The organism is Lysobacter sp. KACC 24251 (assembly GCF_057747755.1).
This window is the reverse complement of the sequence record NZ_CM173222.1, coordinates 2,152,463-2,167,170: the sequence shown is the minus strand read 5'-3', so window position 1 is coordinate 2,167,170 and position 14,708 is coordinate 2,152,463. Positions and strand designations below refer to the sequence as shown.

The window sequence follows — 14,708 nt, the reverse complement described above, 5'->3', positions numbered from 1 at the left end:
CAATTGCACCGCGGATTCAGGTGGCGGTGTTGCTCAGGTCGCGCTTCTCACGTGGGGGCAGCGCTTCTTCACCCCGGACCAGGAACCAGACGTTCTCGGCGATGTTGGTGGCATGGTCGCCGATGCGCTCCAGGTTCTTGGCGATGAACAGCAGGTGCGTGCACGGCGTGATGTTGCGCGGGTCCTCCATCATGTAGGTGAGGAGCTCACGGAACAGCGCAGTGTAGGCCGCGTCGATGGTCGCATCGCCGGCACGGACAGACTGCGCCAGCTCGACGTCGTTGTTCCGGTACGCCTCCAGCACCGCGCGCAGTTGCTTGACCGCCAGCACGCCCAGCGCCTGCAGACCAACGATCTGAGGCAGAGGCGGCAGCAGGTTCAACGCGGTGGAGCGCTTGGCCGCGTTGGCGGCGTAGTCGCCAATGCGCTCGATGTCAGAGGCGATGCGGATCGCCGCCAGGATCTCGCGCAGGTCGCGGGCCATGGGGCCACGCAGCGCCAGTTTCATGACGTCGTGGCTGATCTCGTTTTCGAGGGCGTCAATCGCCTCGTCGTTTGCAATGATGCGCTCGGCGGCCTTGTCGTCGCGGCGGACCAATACGTCCAGCGCGGCCTCCAGTTGCGCAGCGGCCATTTCGCCCATGCGCAGGGTCTCTTCAAGCAGGCGGCGCTGCTCGTCGTCGAAGCTCTTCACGATGTGCTCGTTCATTGGGGTCGGGCTCATGGGATGTCCTCGATCAGCCGAACCGACCGGTGATGTAATCCTCGGTCTGCTGCTTGGTCGGGTTGGAGAAGATGGTTTCGGTGGCGCCGTGCTCGACCAGGTCGCCCAGGTACATGAAGGCGGTGTAGTCCGATACGCGGGCCGCCTGCTGCATGTTGTGGGTGACGATGGCGATGGTGTAGTTGCGCTTGAGTTCCTCGATCAGCTGCTCGATGCGGCTGGTCGAGATCGGGTCTAGCGCCGAGGTCGGCTCGTCGAGCAGCAGCACGTCCGGGCGCAGGGCCACCGCGCGCGCGATGCACAGGCGTTGCTGCTGGCCGCCGGACAGGCCCAGTGCGCTCTGGCCCAGCTTGTCCTTCACTTCGTCCCATAGCGCGGCCTGGACCAGTGCCTGCTCCACCCGCACGGCCATTTCCGCCTTCGACAAACGCTCGTGGTGGCGGATGGCGTAGGCCACGTTCTCGAAAATGGTCATCGGGAACGGCACCGGCTTCTGGAATACCATGCCGACCTTGCTGCGCAGGCGGTTCATGGGGTACTTCGGGTCCAGTACGTTCTGGCCGTCCAGCAGCACCTCACCCTTCGCCTCCATCTTGGGATACAGCGCATAGATGCGGTTGAAGATGCGCAGCAGGGTGGACTTGCCGCACCCCGACGGGCCGATCAGCGCGGTCACGCGCTTCTCGGGGATGTCGAGGTTGATGCTCTTCAGCGCACGGAACTGGTCGTAGTAGAAGTCCAGGTTGCGGGCCGACAGCTTGACCGGCGCGGTATCGGCCAGCGGCGCGTGGTGGGCTGTCGCGAGGTGGATGCGGGCGTCGTTCATGTCCGGGGTCCGGGAAATGGAATAGGGGAGGTCAGTCATGGGCCACCTTGTTGCGCGCGACGATGGCGCGCGCAATCAGGCTCACGACCAGCACGAACAGGGTCAGGACAAAGGCGCCGGCCCAGGCCAGCGAATGCCAGCTCTCGTACGGGCTCATGGCGTACTGGAAAATCACTACCGGCACGTTGGCCATGGGCGCGAGGATGTCGGTCGTCCAGTACTGGTTGTTGAGCGCAGTGAACAGCAAGGGCGCGGTTTCGCCACTGATGCGCGCCAGCGCCAGCAGGATGCCGGTGACAATGCCCGGCAGGGCCGAGCGGTACAGCACCTGCAGCGTCACCTTCCACTGCGGGATGCCGAGCGAAAGCGCGGCCTCGCGCATCTGGGCGGGGATCAGCTGCAGCATCTCGTCGGTGGTGCGAACCACCACCGGCATCACGATGAAGGCCAGTGCAATGGCACCGGCGAGGCCGGAGAAGTGCCCCATCTGGGCCACCACCAGCGCATACACGAACAGGCCCAAGACGATCGACGGCGCGGACAGCAGGATGTCGTTGACGAAGCGAACGGTGTTGCCGATCCAGCTCTTCTGCGAATACTCGGCGAGGAAGGTGCCCGCCAGCACCCCGATGGGCGCCCCCAGCGCGATGCCCAGGAGGCTCATCACCGCACTGCCGAAGAATGCGTTGAGCATGCCGCCGGTTTCGCCGGGCGGTGGCGTCATCTGGGTGAACAGGTCCATGTTGATCGACGCCAGACCCTTGGTCAGCGTGGTCCACACGATCCACACCAGCCAGAACAGGCCAAACACGGTGGCCGCAACCGCCAGCGCCTGCGCGACGATATTTTTCACGCGGCGATACGCGTACAGGGGGCTGTTATTCGAGAGCGTGACCATCAGTTGCCTTCCTTCTTGGCCAGCTGGCGGAGCATGAGGCGGGCGGCCGCCAGGACGACGAAGGTCACCAGGAACAGCACGAAGCCGAGCAGGATCAGGGCCGAGCGGTACATGTCCGAATCGGCTTCGGCGAATTCGTTGGCGATCGTGGCGGCGATGGAATTGCCCGGCATCAGCAGCGACGCCGTCAGCTCATGCGCGTTACCCAGCACGAAGGTCACGGCCATCGTTTCGCCCAGCGCGCGGCCCAGGCCCAGGAAGATGCCGCCGATCACCGCTGAGCGGGTGTAGGGCAGCACCACGTCCCACACCACTTCCCAGCGGGTGGAGCCCAGCGCGTACGACGACTCCTTCAGCCGCCCCGGCACGGTGAGGAAAACCTCGCGCATCACCGACGAGATGAACGGAATCACCATGATGGCCAGCACGATGCCGGCAGTGAGCATGCCCAGGCCAATCGGCGGGCCGGAGAACAACGCGCCGACCAGTGGCCACTGACCCATGTTCTCGTCAATCCAGGGGTACACGTGCTCGCTCAGCACCGGGACCAGCACGAACAGGCCCCACATGCCGTAGATGATCGACGGAATGCCGGCCAGCAGTTCGATCGCCGCACCCACCGGGCCGCGGAGCCACTTGGGTGCGATCTCGGTCAGGAACATCGCGATGCCAAAGCTCACCGGCACGGCAATGATCATGGCGATCAGCGCGGTGACGATGGTGCCGTAGATCGGTACGAGCGCACCGAACGTCAGTTCGACTGGATTCCAGTCCTTCGAGAACAGGAAGCCCACGCCAAACTTCTGCAGGGCCTCGCGCCCGCCCCACACCATCGAGAACGCGACGGCGGCCAGCGAGACGAGGACAAACAGACTCGCGGCCGTGACCAGCCAACGGAAGCCCCGGTCCGCGCGGGCATCCTTGAGGTCACGGTCGCTGATCGGAGCAGCGGGGAGGGTGGTGGCATTCATCGGCGGGCGGGGATCCGTGCGAAGGCAATAAGTGCATCGCCGGCCGCGCCCGGGAGAGATCGGGCGCGGCCGGCGAGCGGAGGGGATCAGAGCTTGATTTCAGCTGCCCAGTACGCTTCGACCTGCTTGGCCAAGTCCGTCGGCAGCGGCACGTAGTGCAGTTCCTGAGCCTGCGGCTGGCCGTTCTCCAGCGCCCATTTGAAGAAGTCCAGTGCGGCCTTGCTGCGCTTGGCATCCTTGGGCTGCTTGTACATCAGGATGAAGTTGGTCGCGGTCAGCGGCCAGGCATCGGCGCCCGGGGCATTGGTGATGACCAGGCTGAAGTCCTTGGCGCTGGCCCAGTCGGCAGTCGCTGCCGCGGCCTGGAACGACTCCACGCTAGGCTGCACCCAATTGCCTGCCGCGTTCTGCATCGCCGTGTAGGCCATGTTGTTTTCGGTGGCATACGCCAACTCGACGTAGCCGATCGAACCCTTGATCTGCTTCACGTACGCGGCCACGCCTTCATTGCCCTTGCCGCCGATGCCGGTCGGCCAGTTGACCGAGGTACCTTCGCCCACCTTGGCCTTCCACTCCGGCGACACCTTGGAGAGGTAGTTGACGAAGTTGTAGGTGGTGCCTGAACCGTCGGAGCGCTTCACCACGTTGATCTTGGTGGCCGGCAGGGCTACGCCTGGGTTGACCGCGGCGATGGCCGGGTCGTTCCAGGTCGTGATCTTGCCCAGGTAGATGTCGGCGATCAGCACGCCGGTCAGGCGCAATTGGCCGGCCTGGATGCCCTGCACGTTGACCACCGGGACCACGCCGCCGATGGCCGAAGGGAACTGGCCGAGGCCGGCGTCCGCCAGCTCGTCACTGGTCAGCGGCTTGTCGGACGAGCCGAAGTCGACCGTGCCGGCCTTGATCTGGGCGATGCCGCCGCCCGAACCGATGGACTGGTAGTTGATCTTGGCGCCGGTGGACTTGTTATAGACGTCGGACCACTTCGACAGCAGCGGGTAGATGAAGGTCGCGCCGGCGCCGGTGATTTCCACCGAGACCCGGTCGCCCGCCGTCGTGGCTTCGCTGGCGGCCGGCGAGGTGCCGTCGGCGGCAGGGGCCTGGGCGTCGCCGGCGGGCTTGCAGGCGGCCACGGTCAGGGCAATGGCGAGGGACAGGGCGGCGAGGCGGGCCGGGCTGTTCATGGCGTCTCCAGGGCGGTGCCGGCAGGGTTGCCAGCGGATGACGCTATGAAATGATGTTTTTGTTACAGCCGAATGACATATGACGGTCATCTTTCTGTAGCGTTCGAGTTACTGAATGCGGAAGCGGGCCCGGAGGCCCGCTTCGTTGACTGCAGGGATCCCGTCCGTGGACGGATCAGTAAGGCATTTCCTTGGCCCAGTAGGCCTCGATCTGCTGCACCAGCGCGTCCGGGAGGGGCACGTAGTCCAGCTTCTTCGCCTGGGCGTCGCCGTTGGCGTAGGCCCAGCGGAAGAACTCCTTGGCATTCTTGGCGCCGGCGGCGTTCTTCGGCTGCTTGTACATCAGGATGAAGTTGGTGGCAGTGATCGGCCAGGACTTCTCGCCCGGGGCGTTGGTCATCACCAGGTAGAAGTCCTTGGAGGAACCCCACTCGGCGCTCGCGGCGGCGGCCTGGAAGGTCTCATCGCTGGGGATGATGTAGTTGCCGGCACGGTTCTTCAGGCGCGAGTAGGTCATCTTGTTCTGCAGCGCGTAGGACATCTCGACGTAGCCGATGCCGCCCTTGATCTGCTTCACGTAGGCGGCCACGCCTTCGTTGCCCTTGCCGCCGATGCCGGCCGGCCACTTGACCGAGGTGCCTTCTCCGACTTGGGCCTTCCACGCCGGGCTCACCTTGGACAGGTAGTTCACGAAGTTGAAGGTCGTGCCCGAACCGTCGGAGCGGTGCACGATGGTGATCTTCAGGTTCGGCAGCTGCAGTCCGCCATTGATGGCGACGATGCGCGGATCGTTCCACTTGGTGATCTTGCCGAGGAAGATGTCGGCGAGGACTTCACCGTCAAGCTTCATCGCCCCCGCCGCCACGCCGGGGACATTCAGCACGGGGACCACACCGCCGATGACCGACGGAAACTGGGCCAGGCCGTACTTGTCCAGTTCTTCCGGCTTCAGGGGGGCGTCCGACGAGCCGAAGTCAACCGTCGCCGCCTTGATCTGGGCGATGCCGCCACCCGAGCCGATGGACTGGTAGTTGACCTTCTTCTTGCTGGCAGCCGCGTAGTCGGCCGACCACTTGGACATGACGGGGTAGACGAACGAAGCGCCCGCACCGGTGACGTCGGCGGCCGACGCGTTGGCGGCAAGAGCGGTTGCCAGCGCAATGGCGGCGATGCGGAACTGGATGGACTTGAACACGTGAGGCTCCTCGATGGGACGATGCGGGCGTAGCCCGCCCTGCGCCCATTTCATAACCGTCGCGTTACAGTCACGCGTCTGCAACATGGCAGTTTGGTGACGTGCGCAGGGGCCACGCATCCTGCACACCTGCGCGCACGCGCATGCCGCGACTGCAATCGCGCACAAGCGGCGGTGAAACAAACAAAAGGGGCGCGGCCAAAGCCGCGCCCCTCGGTCCCGGAGGGTTGGACCGGGCTTGCAGCGCTTACCAGAAGAACTGGACGCGAGCCTCGGTGATGCTCGGGTTGTCTTCGACGTTGCGACGCTCGCTGTCGACCTTCACGTAGTTCAGCATGAACTTGAAGTTGGAACGCCAGTAGTAGTTCACGCCGGCCGTCCACGAATCCATCTGCCCGCCGAGCACGTTCCCGTCGTCCAGGTCGATGGTGTCGTAGCGCAGGCCCAGCTGCCACATGCCCTTGGCCGTGTCGTCCGGACCCGAGGTGGTCGGCACGCCGCCCTTGTAACCCCAGGTCTCTCCGGTGACGTTCCACACGCCGGTGACGTAGCCGCCGGTGCCGGAGAAATCGTCCGAGCCGGCGCGGTAGCGCTGCACGTCGGACTTCATGTACTCACCCTGCAGCTTGAACGGGCCGCGGATCCACATGGCCTCGAAGCCCGTGGTTGCCACGCGATCGGTGTCGGTCATGTTGCCGGTGTCGACCAGGCGCACCGAGGCCAGGTCGGCCATCGGACGGGCACGCAGGCGCAGGGTGTCAGCGTCGGTGTCGTAATCGGCGTACGACAGGCCAAGGTGAAGCACATTGCCCTTGTCGTTGATCGGCGCCCAGGTGCCGCGCAGTCCGTAACCCGAGCCGTGGGCCAGGTTGCGGGTCAGCTCACGGCCAAAATAGCTGGCGGTGACGCCCCAGTTGCTGTCGCCCAGGCCATAGGCCACGCCGGTGCGGCGGGCGACGGCGAACGTGTTGGTGATCGAAGCCTTGGCGATGAAGTCGTTGTTCTTGGTCGAGGACAGCTCTTCCATGCTGTTCGGCTGCTTGTACTGGCCGACCTGCAGGTAATGGTTGCCGTTGCCACCGATCTTGTACTTGATGTTGGCATCGAGGTACTTGTCGGCCTTGGCGTCGTAGCCCAGCACCCACTCGAAGTTGCCCGGGCCCTTGCCCTTGAGGATCAACTCGGCGCGGCGCAGCTCGTTGTCGGCGTCGCTACCGTCATGGCCGTCACCGTTGAGGTTGGCCACGTCGCTGCTGAAGTCGTTGTAGTCGGCCTGGACCAGGCCCTCGAAGCTGACCTCGGAACCGCCAATCACGTCGAGGGCGATCTCGGCATGGGCGGCCGGCGCGGCCAGCGCGGCCAACAGAGCGATGGCGAGGGTGTTGCGGTTGGATTTCATGGAGAGGCCCTGAGGCGTGGAGAGATGGACGCAGCCTAGATTGTGAAGGTTGCGTAAATATGACACCACTGACTTATTTCGCCGGAATGACGGGCGTGTGACCCGGATCAGGTCAGGTGACAGCTGGCACCGGTTCGCCCGGCGTCTTGTCCTTGAATCGGCACAGGTCGCGGAGGGCGCAATGCGGGCAGTCTGGTTTGCGGGCCTTGCACACGTAGCGGCCGTGCAGGATCAGCCAGTGGTGGGCATCGTGCAGGTATTCGGCTGGAATGACCCGCACCAGTGCGTCTTCGACCGCGCGGACGGTCTTGCCCGGCGCCAGCCCGGTGCGGTTGGCGACCCGGAAGATGTGGGTGTCGACCGCCATGGTCGGCTCCCCGAAGGCGGTGTTGAGAACCACGTTGGCGGTTTTCCGGCCCACCCCCGGCAGGGCTTCCAGCGCGGTGCGGTCCTGCGGGACTTCGCCGCCGTGGCGCGCCAGCAGCAGTTCCGCCATCGCCACCACGTTCACCGCCTTGGTGTTGAACAGGCCAATGGTGGCGATGTACGGCTTGAGTCTCTCCACGCCCAACGCGGCGATCGCGGCCGGCGTGTTCGCGACCGGGAACAGCTTGCGGGTGGCCTTGTTGACGCCCACGTCGGTGGCCTGCGCGGACAGCGTCACCGCCACCAGAAGTTCGTAGGGCGTCGTGTATTCCAACTCCGTCCTGGGCTCAGGATTCAGCGCCTTGAGGCGCGCGAACATCTCGCCCACATCCACCGGCGGCATGCGTGCGGCGGCCTTGCGGCTGGCGGCCGGTTTGTGGGGTGCGGTCTTCGCCCCGGAGCTCGACGTCGCCGTCGCCTTGCGCGCCGGGCGTTGGGTTGCCGCGGACTTCGCCGCTTGCGACGGCGCCTTGGGTGGGGTCATGGCTTATGCCGCTCCGCGGCACGTGCCTTGGCGCGTGCGAGCGCGGCGGCAGCCGCACTGGGCAGTGCGGTCGCCTGTGGGGTGACAGCCACGGTTTCGGCATGGACGGCAGGCATGCGCTTGGCGGCGCGCTCGGTCGCACGTCGCTCCAGGCGCAGCGCGCGCGCGCGGAACCGCTCGCGCGCGGCGAGTGCGCGACGCCGTTCATCGCGCGCCAACACCAGCGTTTCCGCAACGGCCACACCCGCGCCGCAAGCGCGGCTGCAGTCGCCGCAGCCCGTGCAGTCCAGCAGACCGAGGCTCAAGGCCAGATCGATGTCATCGGAATGCAGGGCCGCCAGCAGGGCGCCCGTCGGCAAGCCAACTGGACACGCGCTGGCGCAGGTGCACGTCGGGCAGGGCAGGAGCCCGGTCATGCGCGGCCGGATCACGCGCCCTGGAACGCGGGCTTGCGCCGCTCCAGGAACGCGGCGGTGCCTTCACGCATGTCCTGCGTGGAGAACATCAGCCCGAACTGCGCGGCCTCATACTCCAGGCCTTCCTCTATGCCGCACTCGCCGCCGATGTTGATGCAGTCAAGCGCGCCGCGCAGGGCGAGCGGGGCGGCGTTGGCCAACTGCCCGGCCAACTTCATGGTCTCCGCTTCGAGGTCGGCAGCCGGCACCACGCGATTGACGATGCCCAGGGCATATGCGCGTTGCGCGTCGACGGGCGCACCGACGAGGCACAGCTCCAGCGTGGCGGCACGGCCCGCCAGCCGCAGCAGGCGCTGCGTGCCGCCAAAGCCGGGGATCAGGCCGAGGTTGATTTCTGGCTGCCCGACCTTGGCGGTGTCGGCGGCTACGCGAAGGTGACAGCACATCGCCAGCTCCAGGCCGCCACCGAGGGCGAAACCGTTGACCATGGCGATCACCGGCTTGGGCATCTTCTCCACGAACCGCATCATGCGCTGGCCGCGCAACGCGAAGTCGCGGCCCTGCACCGGCGTGAGGGTGTTCATCTCGGCGATGTCAGCGCCGGCCACGAACGCCTTGGGGCCGGCCCCGGTGAGCACCACCACGTGCACTGAGTCATCGGCCGCCGCGTCCCGGAAGGCATCGTGCAGCGCATCCAGCGTCGCGGCGTTCAGGGCGTTCAGCTTGTCGGGGCGGTTGACGGTGATGCGGCGCACGGCGCCGTCGTTGGCGATCAGCAGTGGGGAGTCGTTCATTGGGCAGTCGAAAAGGCTGGATAACGGAATCTGAAGGCTTGCCGGAACTTCACGCCGCCACTGTGGTCACAGGGGTTGGCGTCAGTGGCGGTTAAGCCGGGGCGTCGCTATCCTAGCGCGTCCGTATGGGTCCCTGTGGCCGGCGGACGCCACCAATCGGGGCGGCCTGTGCCGTCCCGAGCCATATATCCGGAGATTGCACCGAATGAAGTTGCGTTTGATTGCTGCCGCTGTTGCAGCCTTGGCTCTGACCGCCGGCAACGCCGTCGCGCAGGATACTTCGACCGAGAAGGGCAAGCTCAGCTATGCGCTCGGTTATGACCTCGGCCGCAATGCCATCGAGAGCGGTGAGGCGGTTGACGTCAACGCCATCATCAAGGGCTTGCAGGACGGCGTCGCCAAGAAGCAGCCGGCCGTGCCGGTCGACCAGCTCCGCACTGCCGTACAGAACATGCAGAAGCGCCAGGCCGAGAAGGCCAAGGCCGAGTGGGAGAAGGCGGCGGCCACCAACAAGACCAAGAGCGACACCTACATCGCGGCCAACAAGGCCAAGGCCGGCGTGAAGTCGCTGCCGAGCGGCGTGCAGTACCGCGTGATCGAGGCCGGCAACGGCGCCAAGCCGACCCAGGCCAGCACCGTCGAGCTGCAGGTCGCCGGCCCGTTCCCGTGGGGCGAGCGTCCGGCGCAGGCGCGTCCGGCGCAGACCATCCCCGGCATCAAGGTCAGCGAAGTTGAAATGGCCGCGATGCGCGAAGTGCTGCTGCAGATGCCGAGCGGCTCGAAGTGGGAAGTGACCCTCCCCGCGGACAAGGCCTACGGTGCCGACCCGCGCACCGGCTTCCCGCCGAATGTCGCCGTCCAGTTCGAACTCAAGCTGGTAAGCGTCAAGTAAGCTGTACCTGCCGTACTGGCTGGGTACCGATTGCGCCGGCTAGTCCGGCGCAATCTGTTTCCGGGCCGCGAATCTCTCGCCGCCCTGTCGCCTTTGGAGTTGTGTCGTCATGAGTTCTTTCCACGCCGTCCTCAGCCCCTGTATCGGCGTGTGCACGCTGGATGCGCAGGGGTTGTGCGAAGGCTGCCACCGCACCGGAGCCGAGATCGCGCGCTGGGTGCACATGGGCGACGACGAACGCCTGCACATGATGGACGTGGTGCTGCCCGAACGAGAGGCCACGCGCGGGTGATCCTCCGCGTGCCGGCGCTGGCGCGGCTCGATCGGGCGCTGCACGCCTTGGTCGCTCCGCCGCAGTTGCACGCCTGGAACCTGGACGAGATGCACGGCCTCCTGGCTCCCGGCGCCGCGCTGAAGGAGGCAGCAGTGCTGGTTGGCCTCGTTGATCGCCCCGAAGGCGCCCAAGTGCTGTTGACAAGGCGCACCGACATCCTGCGCCACCACGCCGGGCAGGTCAGCTTCCCCGGTGGGCGACTCGAGCCCGGAGACGAGGGTCCCGTTGGCGCCGCCCTGAGGGAGACGCAGGAAGAGATCGGCGTCGGTGCCGATCTGGTCACGCCGCTGGGCTTCCTCGACCCGCTGGCCACCATCACCGGTTTCCGCGTGGTGCCCGTGGTCGCGCGCGTGGCCCCTTCTTACCAGGCGATGCCTGACCCCGGCGAGGTTGCCGAAGTGTTCGAGGTGCCCCTCGAGTTCCTCCTGGCGCCCGACAACCTCGTCGCTCGTGAAGTCGAGTTCCAGGGAAGCCCGAGGCGCATACTCGAGTTCATCGAGCGCCGCGACAGCCGTCGCCGGATCTGGGGCGTAACCGCCTCCATCCTGTACAACCTTCGCGAGCGCTTGGTTACAGTGCGGGATTGATCGCGCCGGGCTGTCGGCGCCGGACCGAAAGGGAGGAAGCCCCATGCCAGGCTGGACCACGATCGTGCAACCCGAAACGCTCGCCATCGCGCTCGGACGCGATGACCTGGTCATCGTCGATTGCCGGCACACCCTCGCAAACCCCGGTGCCGGTGAGGTCATGTACCAGCAGTCACACATTCCGGGCGCGGTGTTCGCGCACATGGACCGTGACCTGTCAGACATGAGCAAGGCGGGAATGGGACGCCATCCTTGGCCGGATGCTGCGACGTTCACGGCCAAGCTGGGTGAGTGGGGCATCAGCCCGCAGCATCAGGTCGTGGCCTACGACGATGGTGAAGGCGCGCAGGCCGCGCGCCTGTGGTTCCTGCTACGTGCATTGGGGCACGAGAAGGTCGCGGTCCTTGACGGCGGCTGGAGACGGTGGACCTCCAATGCTCTGCACCCGGTCGATTCGCATCCGCCCAAGGCGGCACCCACGCGCTACGTCGGAGAATTCCAGGCTGATCGACTACTCGATGCGGCGCAGGTGCAGGCGCGCCTCGAAGCAGGCGATCTGCTGATCGATGCGCGCGCGGCCGACCGTTTCCGTGGCGAGAACGAAACCATCGACCGCGTGGGCGGGCATGTCCCGGGCGCGCGCAACCGGCCGTGGACTGACAACACCGTCGATGGCCACCTCAAGTCGCCGGTGCAGTTGGCCGAGGAATTCCGCGCACTGTTGGGATCCCATTCGCCGGATCAGGTGGTGGTGATGTGCGGATCGGGCGTCACCGCGTGCCACCACCTGCTGGCCATGGAACGTGCCGGCCTGAAAGGTGCCCGACTGTTCACCGGCTCGTGGAGTGGCTGGATCGCCGATCCGTCACGCCCGGTAGCAACCGGCGAGGCGTGACCGCGGTCCCGTTGTAATCACCCTGTAATCGCCCGCCCAGAGAATCCCCGCGAATTTCGGGGGATTTTCAATGTTGATGCAATTCCTGCGCACCACGCTCGTGGTGTGCATGCTGTTGGTGTTTCCGATGTCGGCCACGGCGCAATACGACAATGCGGAGCGGCTGCGCATCCATGGCTCAAACACCTTGGGTGCGCGATTGGTGCCCGCCCTGGTGCGCACGTGGATGGTGTCCCTCGGGTATGAGGACATCGAGCGGATCGAGCGAAGCGTTTCCATCACCGAGATCCGCGGCATGCGCGACGGTGAGCCCCTGGTGGTCGAGATCACCAAGGACGGCTCGGGCGCCGGCATGATGGCGCTGGTCGCCGGCAACGCCGAAGTCGCGATGATGGCGCGACCACCGAATGCTGCCGAGATCGATGCGGCTTGGCAGCTCGGTGAGCTGGGCTCGCCCGACCAGGAGTTCGTGGTCGCACTCGACGGTCTGGCGGTGGTGGTGCACCGTGACAATCCAGTGCGTGCACTGAGCCTGGCGCAGTTGCGTGACGTGCTCTCGGGCCGTGTCACCAACTGGAACGAGTTGGGTGGCATTCCCGGACCCATCCGTGTGTTCGCGCCGACGCACGGCGGTGAACTTGAGTTCCTCCGCGCGCGCGTCATGGGAGACGCTTCGTTGACCGGGGCAAGGCAGTCGCTGGCAGTGGGCCGCGTCTCTGCGGCCGTAGCAGGTGAGCGTGGCGCCATCGGGATCATGGGTTTGCGCAGTCCGGTGGCGGCACTGTCGCGTCCCCTGGCCATTGGCCGCGGGGGTGAGGCCCTGCTGCCTACGCGCATCAACGTGCAGAGTGAGGATTATCCGCTCGTCCAGCGCTACAGCTTGTACGGCGGGCAGATGATGTCGGCGCTGGGTCGCAGCTTTGCACTGTTCGCGGTGGGGCGGCGCGCGCAGGAGACGGTGGCCGCTTCGGGGCACATTGCCGTCATGCTGCGTCCCGCGCGCCAGCAGCCGTTGCCCGCGGGCCTGGATGAATACCGAAACGTAGTGGCCGGCGCCCAGCGCCTGCCCATCAGCCTTCGCTTCAACGTTGGCAGCCTGCAATCGATGTTCGACAGCCGGGCCCTGCGCGACCTTGAGCGCATCGTCGCCTTCATGCGCCTTCGGTCGAACGCCAACCGCCAGGCAACGGTGCTGGCCTTCGGTACCGCCGATCCCGCCGGCAGCCTCGTGTCGACCCTCGTAAGCACCGACCGGGCCAACATGGTGGCGGATTACCTGCAACGACAAGGCGTGGTCGTCCGCCGCTCGGCCGGCTTGGGCGTGTTGCGCCCGCTGGTGGCGCCGATGCACCCGCAGGCGGCGTACATCAACGATCGGGTGGAGGTCTGGGTCAACTGACCCGGCCGCCGGGCGCGCGCTTACTTGCCCAGTTTGGCGAGGAGCGCGCGCAACGCGGCCTGCGTGCCATCGGAATACCAGCCCTCAACGAAGCGGTCGAGCTGGATGTGCTGCGGCTGCAGTGCCGCGACCACGTCCGCGCGTGCGATGGCGCGTGTGGCCAGCATGGCGCCACGCGGCAGGGCCAGCAGCTGTTCCAGCCAGACGCGTGCCCGCACCGCGACGCTGTCCACGTCCACGAGTTCATCCACCAGCCCGTAGGCGAGGGCCTGCTCGGCCTCGACCATTTCACCGGCGACCAGCAGTCGTTCGGCGCGATGCGGGCCCACGATGCGTCGCATCAGCCGCTGGATGCCTTCCGGCGCCACGAGGCCGACCTGGGTCTCGTTGAGGCCGATGCGGAATGGTCCGGAGGCCATCACCCGGTAGTCGCAACACAATGCCCACACGCAGCCGCCCGCTGGAGCGTGGCCGCTGAGCGCCGCGACCACCGGTATCGGCGCATTCGCCAGCGCCAGAGCGGTATCGAAGAACGCCTGCCACGCACCGCGCAGTGCCTCACGATCCTGTCCCAGCGACACCAGATGCGGTACGTCGAGCCCGGCGGAGAACACCTTGGCACTGCTGCCGAGGATGATGCCTTGGGCGCCCGCGCCAACGGCGTCGTCCACGGCCTGCCTCACCGCGTGGCACAACTCCGGGTTCATGGCATTGACGGGCGGCCGCGCGAGGCGGATCTCCGCGATTCCGTCCTGGATTGTGCTTTCGACGAGGCTCATGACAGGGTTCCCAGGGTATGGCCGGCGATCAGGCGAGCCCGGGTATCATAGGCGTATGAGTCCCGTCCGTCCCTTGCTCGCCACTTGCCTGCTCGCAGTCGTTGCCTGCTTGTCGCCCGCCCACGCGGGTGAGTGCAGTGCCAAGGTAAAAGAAGGCTGGGTGCGGCTGCCCCCGGTGTCGATGCCGATGATGGCCGGCTTCGGCCGCATCGAGAACCGGTGCGCGGCACCGGTCACGATTGTCGGGGCCAGCAGCCCCGCATTCGGTGACGTCTCGCTGCACGAAACGCGGGTGGTGGAGGGCGTTAGCCGCATGCGCCACCTGCCCGAACTACGCATCGCTCCCGATGGCACTGCCATGCTGAAGCCCGGCGGGCTGCACCTGATGCTGATGCAACCCCGCGCTCCCCTGAAGGAAGGCAGCAAGGTCGTGATTGAATTCGCGTTGAAGGACGGTGGCGTCCTTCGCGGCGAATTCATGGTGCGCAAGCCGGGCACCTGAGTT

15 protein-coding genes and 1 pseudogene are annotated in these 14,708 nt (G+C 66.2%); 5 read left to right on the top strand and 11 right to left on the bottom strand.

Going from position 1 to position 14,708, the window contains the following annotated elements:
- Positions 1-16: 16 nt before the first annotated feature.
- The 10 genes from phoU to AC3ARF_RS10185 form a co-directional block, all read right to left on the bottom strand.
- Positions 17-724, bottom strand: a complete 708-nt coding sequence (gene phoU / locus AC3ARF_RS10230) for a phosphate signaling complex protein PhoU (protein WP_498927607.1) — start codon at positions 722-724, stop codon at positions 17-19.
- Positions 725-737: 13 nt separating this feature from the next.
- A complete protein-coding gene (gene pstB, locus AC3ARF_RS10225) occupies positions 738-1,550 on the bottom strand; it encodes a phosphate ABC transporter ATP-binding protein PstB (RefSeq protein ID WP_498927605.1) in 813 nt (270 codons plus the stop codon).
- Positions 1,551-1,581: 31 nt separating this feature from the next.
- The gene (gene pstA, locus AC3ARF_RS10220) at positions 1,582-2,448 is read right to left on the bottom strand and encodes a phosphate ABC transporter permease PstA (RefSeq protein WP_498927603.1); all 867 of its coding nucleotides are present in this window, start codon (positions 2,446-2,448) and stop codon (positions 1,582-1,584) included.
- On the bottom strand, positions 2,448-3,419 hold the full coding sequence (gene pstC / locus AC3ARF_RS10215) for a phosphate ABC transporter permease subunit PstC (protein ID WP_498927601.1): 972 nt from the start codon (positions 3,417-3,419) through the stop codon (positions 2,448-2,450). Before pstC ends, pstA begins: the two co-directional genes overlap by 1 nt.
- 86 nt (positions 3,420-3,505) lie before the next feature.
- A complete protein-coding gene (gene pstS / locus AC3ARF_RS10210) occupies positions 3,506-4,603 on the bottom strand; it encodes a phosphate ABC transporter substrate-binding protein PstS (protein WP_498927599.1) in 1,098 nt (365 codons plus the stop codon).
- A gap of 175 nt (positions 4,604-4,778) precedes the next feature.
- Positions 4,779-5,798, bottom strand: coding sequence for a phosphate ABC transporter substrate-binding protein PstS (pstS, locus tag AC3ARF_RS10205; RefSeq protein ID WP_498927597.1), 1,020 nt, complete (start codon positions 5,796-5,798; stop codon positions 4,779-4,781).
- A gap of 247 nt (positions 5,799-6,045) precedes the next feature.
- A complete protein-coding gene (locus AC3ARF_RS10200) occupies positions 6,046-7,197 on the bottom strand; it encodes an OprO/OprP family phosphate-selective porin (RefSeq protein ID WP_498927595.1) in 1,152 nt (383 codons plus the stop codon).
- A gap of 112 nt (positions 7,198-7,309) precedes the next feature.
- On the bottom strand, positions 7,310-7,966 hold the full coding sequence (gene nth / locus AC3ARF_RS10195) for an endonuclease III (RefSeq protein ID WP_498931833.1): 657 nt from the start codon (positions 7,964-7,966) through the stop codon (positions 7,310-7,312).
- Positions 7,967-8,103: 137 nt separating this feature from the next.
- Entirely contained in the window at positions 8,104-8,466 is a 363-nt protein-coding gene (locus tag AC3ARF_RS10190; protein ID WP_498927593.1) for a hypothetical protein, read from the bottom strand.
- A 68-nt stretch (positions 8,467-8,534) separates the two neighbouring features.
- Positions 8,535-9,317 (bottom strand): enoyl-CoA hydratase/isomerase family protein, encoded by a 783-nt coding sequence (locus tag AC3ARF_RS10185; protein ID WP_498927591.1) that lies wholly within the window; start codon positions 9,315-9,317, stop codon positions 8,535-8,537.
- A 205-nt stretch (positions 9,318-9,522) separates the two neighbouring features.
- On the opposite strand from AC3ARF_RS10185, the gene AC3ARF_RS10180 reads away from it, so the two are divergent.
- The 4 genes and pseudogenes from AC3ARF_RS10180 to AC3ARF_RS10165 all read left to right on the top strand — a co-directional run bounded on the left by AC3ARF_RS10180 (position 9,523) and on the right by AC3ARF_RS10165 (position 13,424).
- Positions 9,523-10,209 (top strand): FKBP-type peptidyl-prolyl cis-trans isomerase, encoded by a 687-nt coding sequence (locus AC3ARF_RS10180; RefSeq protein WP_498927589.1) that lies wholly within the window; start codon positions 9,523-9,525, stop codon positions 10,207-10,209.
- A 109-nt stretch (positions 10,210-10,318) separates the two neighbouring features.
- Positions 10,319-11,130: pseudogene (locus tag AC3ARF_RS10175) on the top strand (NUDIX hydrolase).
- Between the two features lie 43 nt (positions 11,131-11,173).
- On the top strand, positions 11,174-12,025 hold the full coding sequence (locus AC3ARF_RS10170; RefSeq protein WP_498927587.1) for a sulfurtransferase: 852 nt from the start codon (positions 11,174-11,176) through the stop codon (positions 12,023-12,025).
- A gap of 70 nt (positions 12,026-12,095) precedes the next feature.
- Positions 12,096-13,424: a substrate-binding domain-containing protein gene (locus AC3ARF_RS10165; RefSeq protein WP_498927585.1), complete on the top strand. Its 1,329-nt coding sequence runs from the start codon at positions 12,096-12,098 to the stop codon at positions 13,422-13,424.
- Between the two features lie 20 nt (positions 13,425-13,444).
- Here AC3ARF_RS10165 and AC3ARF_RS10160 read toward each other — a convergent pair whose 3' ends face one another.
- Complete coding sequence (locus AC3ARF_RS10160; protein WP_498927583.1) at positions 13,445-14,203, bottom strand: enoyl-CoA hydratase/isomerase family protein; 759 nt, start codon at positions 14,201-14,203, stop codon at positions 13,445-13,447.
- A 55-nt stretch (positions 14,204-14,258) separates the two neighbouring features.
- Here AC3ARF_RS10160 and AC3ARF_RS10155 point away from each other — a divergent pair, with 55 nt between their 5' ends.
- A complete protein-coding gene (locus AC3ARF_RS10155) occupies positions 14,259-14,705 on the top strand; it encodes a copper chaperone PCu(A)C (RefSeq protein WP_498927581.1) in 447 nt (148 codons plus the stop codon).
- Positions 14,706-14,708: the final 3 nt, after the last annotated feature.

Excerpts from the sequence above, each read along its gene's own strand:
- phoU (WP_498927607.1), bottom strand. The coding sequence starts at position 724 with ATGAGCCCGACCCCAATGAACGAGCACATCGTGAAGAGCTTCGACGAC.
- pstB (WP_498927605.1), bottom strand. The coding sequence starts at position 1,550 with ATGAACGACGCCCGCATCCACCTCGCGACAGCCCACCACGCGCCGCTG.
- pstA (WP_498927603.1), bottom strand. The coding sequence starts at position 2,448 with ATGGTCACGCTCTCGAATAACAGCCCCCTGTACGCGTATCGCCGCGTG.
- pstC (WP_498927601.1), bottom strand. The coding sequence starts at position 3,419 with ATGAATGCCACCACCCTCCCCGCTGCTCCGATCAGCGACCGTGACCTC.
- pstS (WP_498927599.1), bottom strand. The coding sequence starts at position 4,603 with ATGAACAGCCCGGCCCGCCTCGCCGCCCTGTCCCTCGCCATTGCCCTG.
- AC3ARF_RS10200 (WP_498927595.1), bottom strand. The coding sequence starts at position 7,197 with ATGAAATCCAACCGCAACACCCTCGCCATCGCTCTGTTGGCCGCGCTG.
- nth (WP_498931833.1), bottom strand. The coding sequence starts at position 7,966 with ATGCCGCCGGTGGATGTGGGCGAGATGTTCGCGCGCCTCAAGGCGCTG.
- AC3ARF_RS10185 (WP_498927591.1), bottom strand. The coding sequence starts at position 9,317 with ATGAACGACTCCCCACTGCTGATCGCCAACGACGGCGCCGTGCGCCGC.
- AC3ARF_RS10180 (WP_498927589.1), top strand. The coding sequence starts at position 9,523 with ATGAAGTTGCGTTTGATTGCTGCCGCTGTTGCAGCCTTGGCTCTGACC.
- AC3ARF_RS10170 (WP_498927587.1), top strand. The coding sequence starts at position 11,174 with ATGCCAGGCTGGACCACGATCGTGCAACCCGAAACGCTCGCCATCGCG.
- AC3ARF_RS10165 (WP_498927585.1), top strand. The coding sequence starts at position 12,096 with ATGTTGATGCAATTCCTGCGCACCACGCTCGTGGTGTGCATGCTGTTG.
- AC3ARF_RS10160 (WP_498927583.1), bottom strand. The coding sequence starts at position 14,203 with ATGAGCCTCGTCGAAAGCACAATCCAGGACGGAATCGCGGAGATCCGC.
- AC3ARF_RS10155 (WP_498927581.1), top strand. The coding sequence starts at position 14,259 with ATGAGTCCCGTCCGTCCCTTGCTCGCCACTTGCCTGCTCGCAGTCGTT.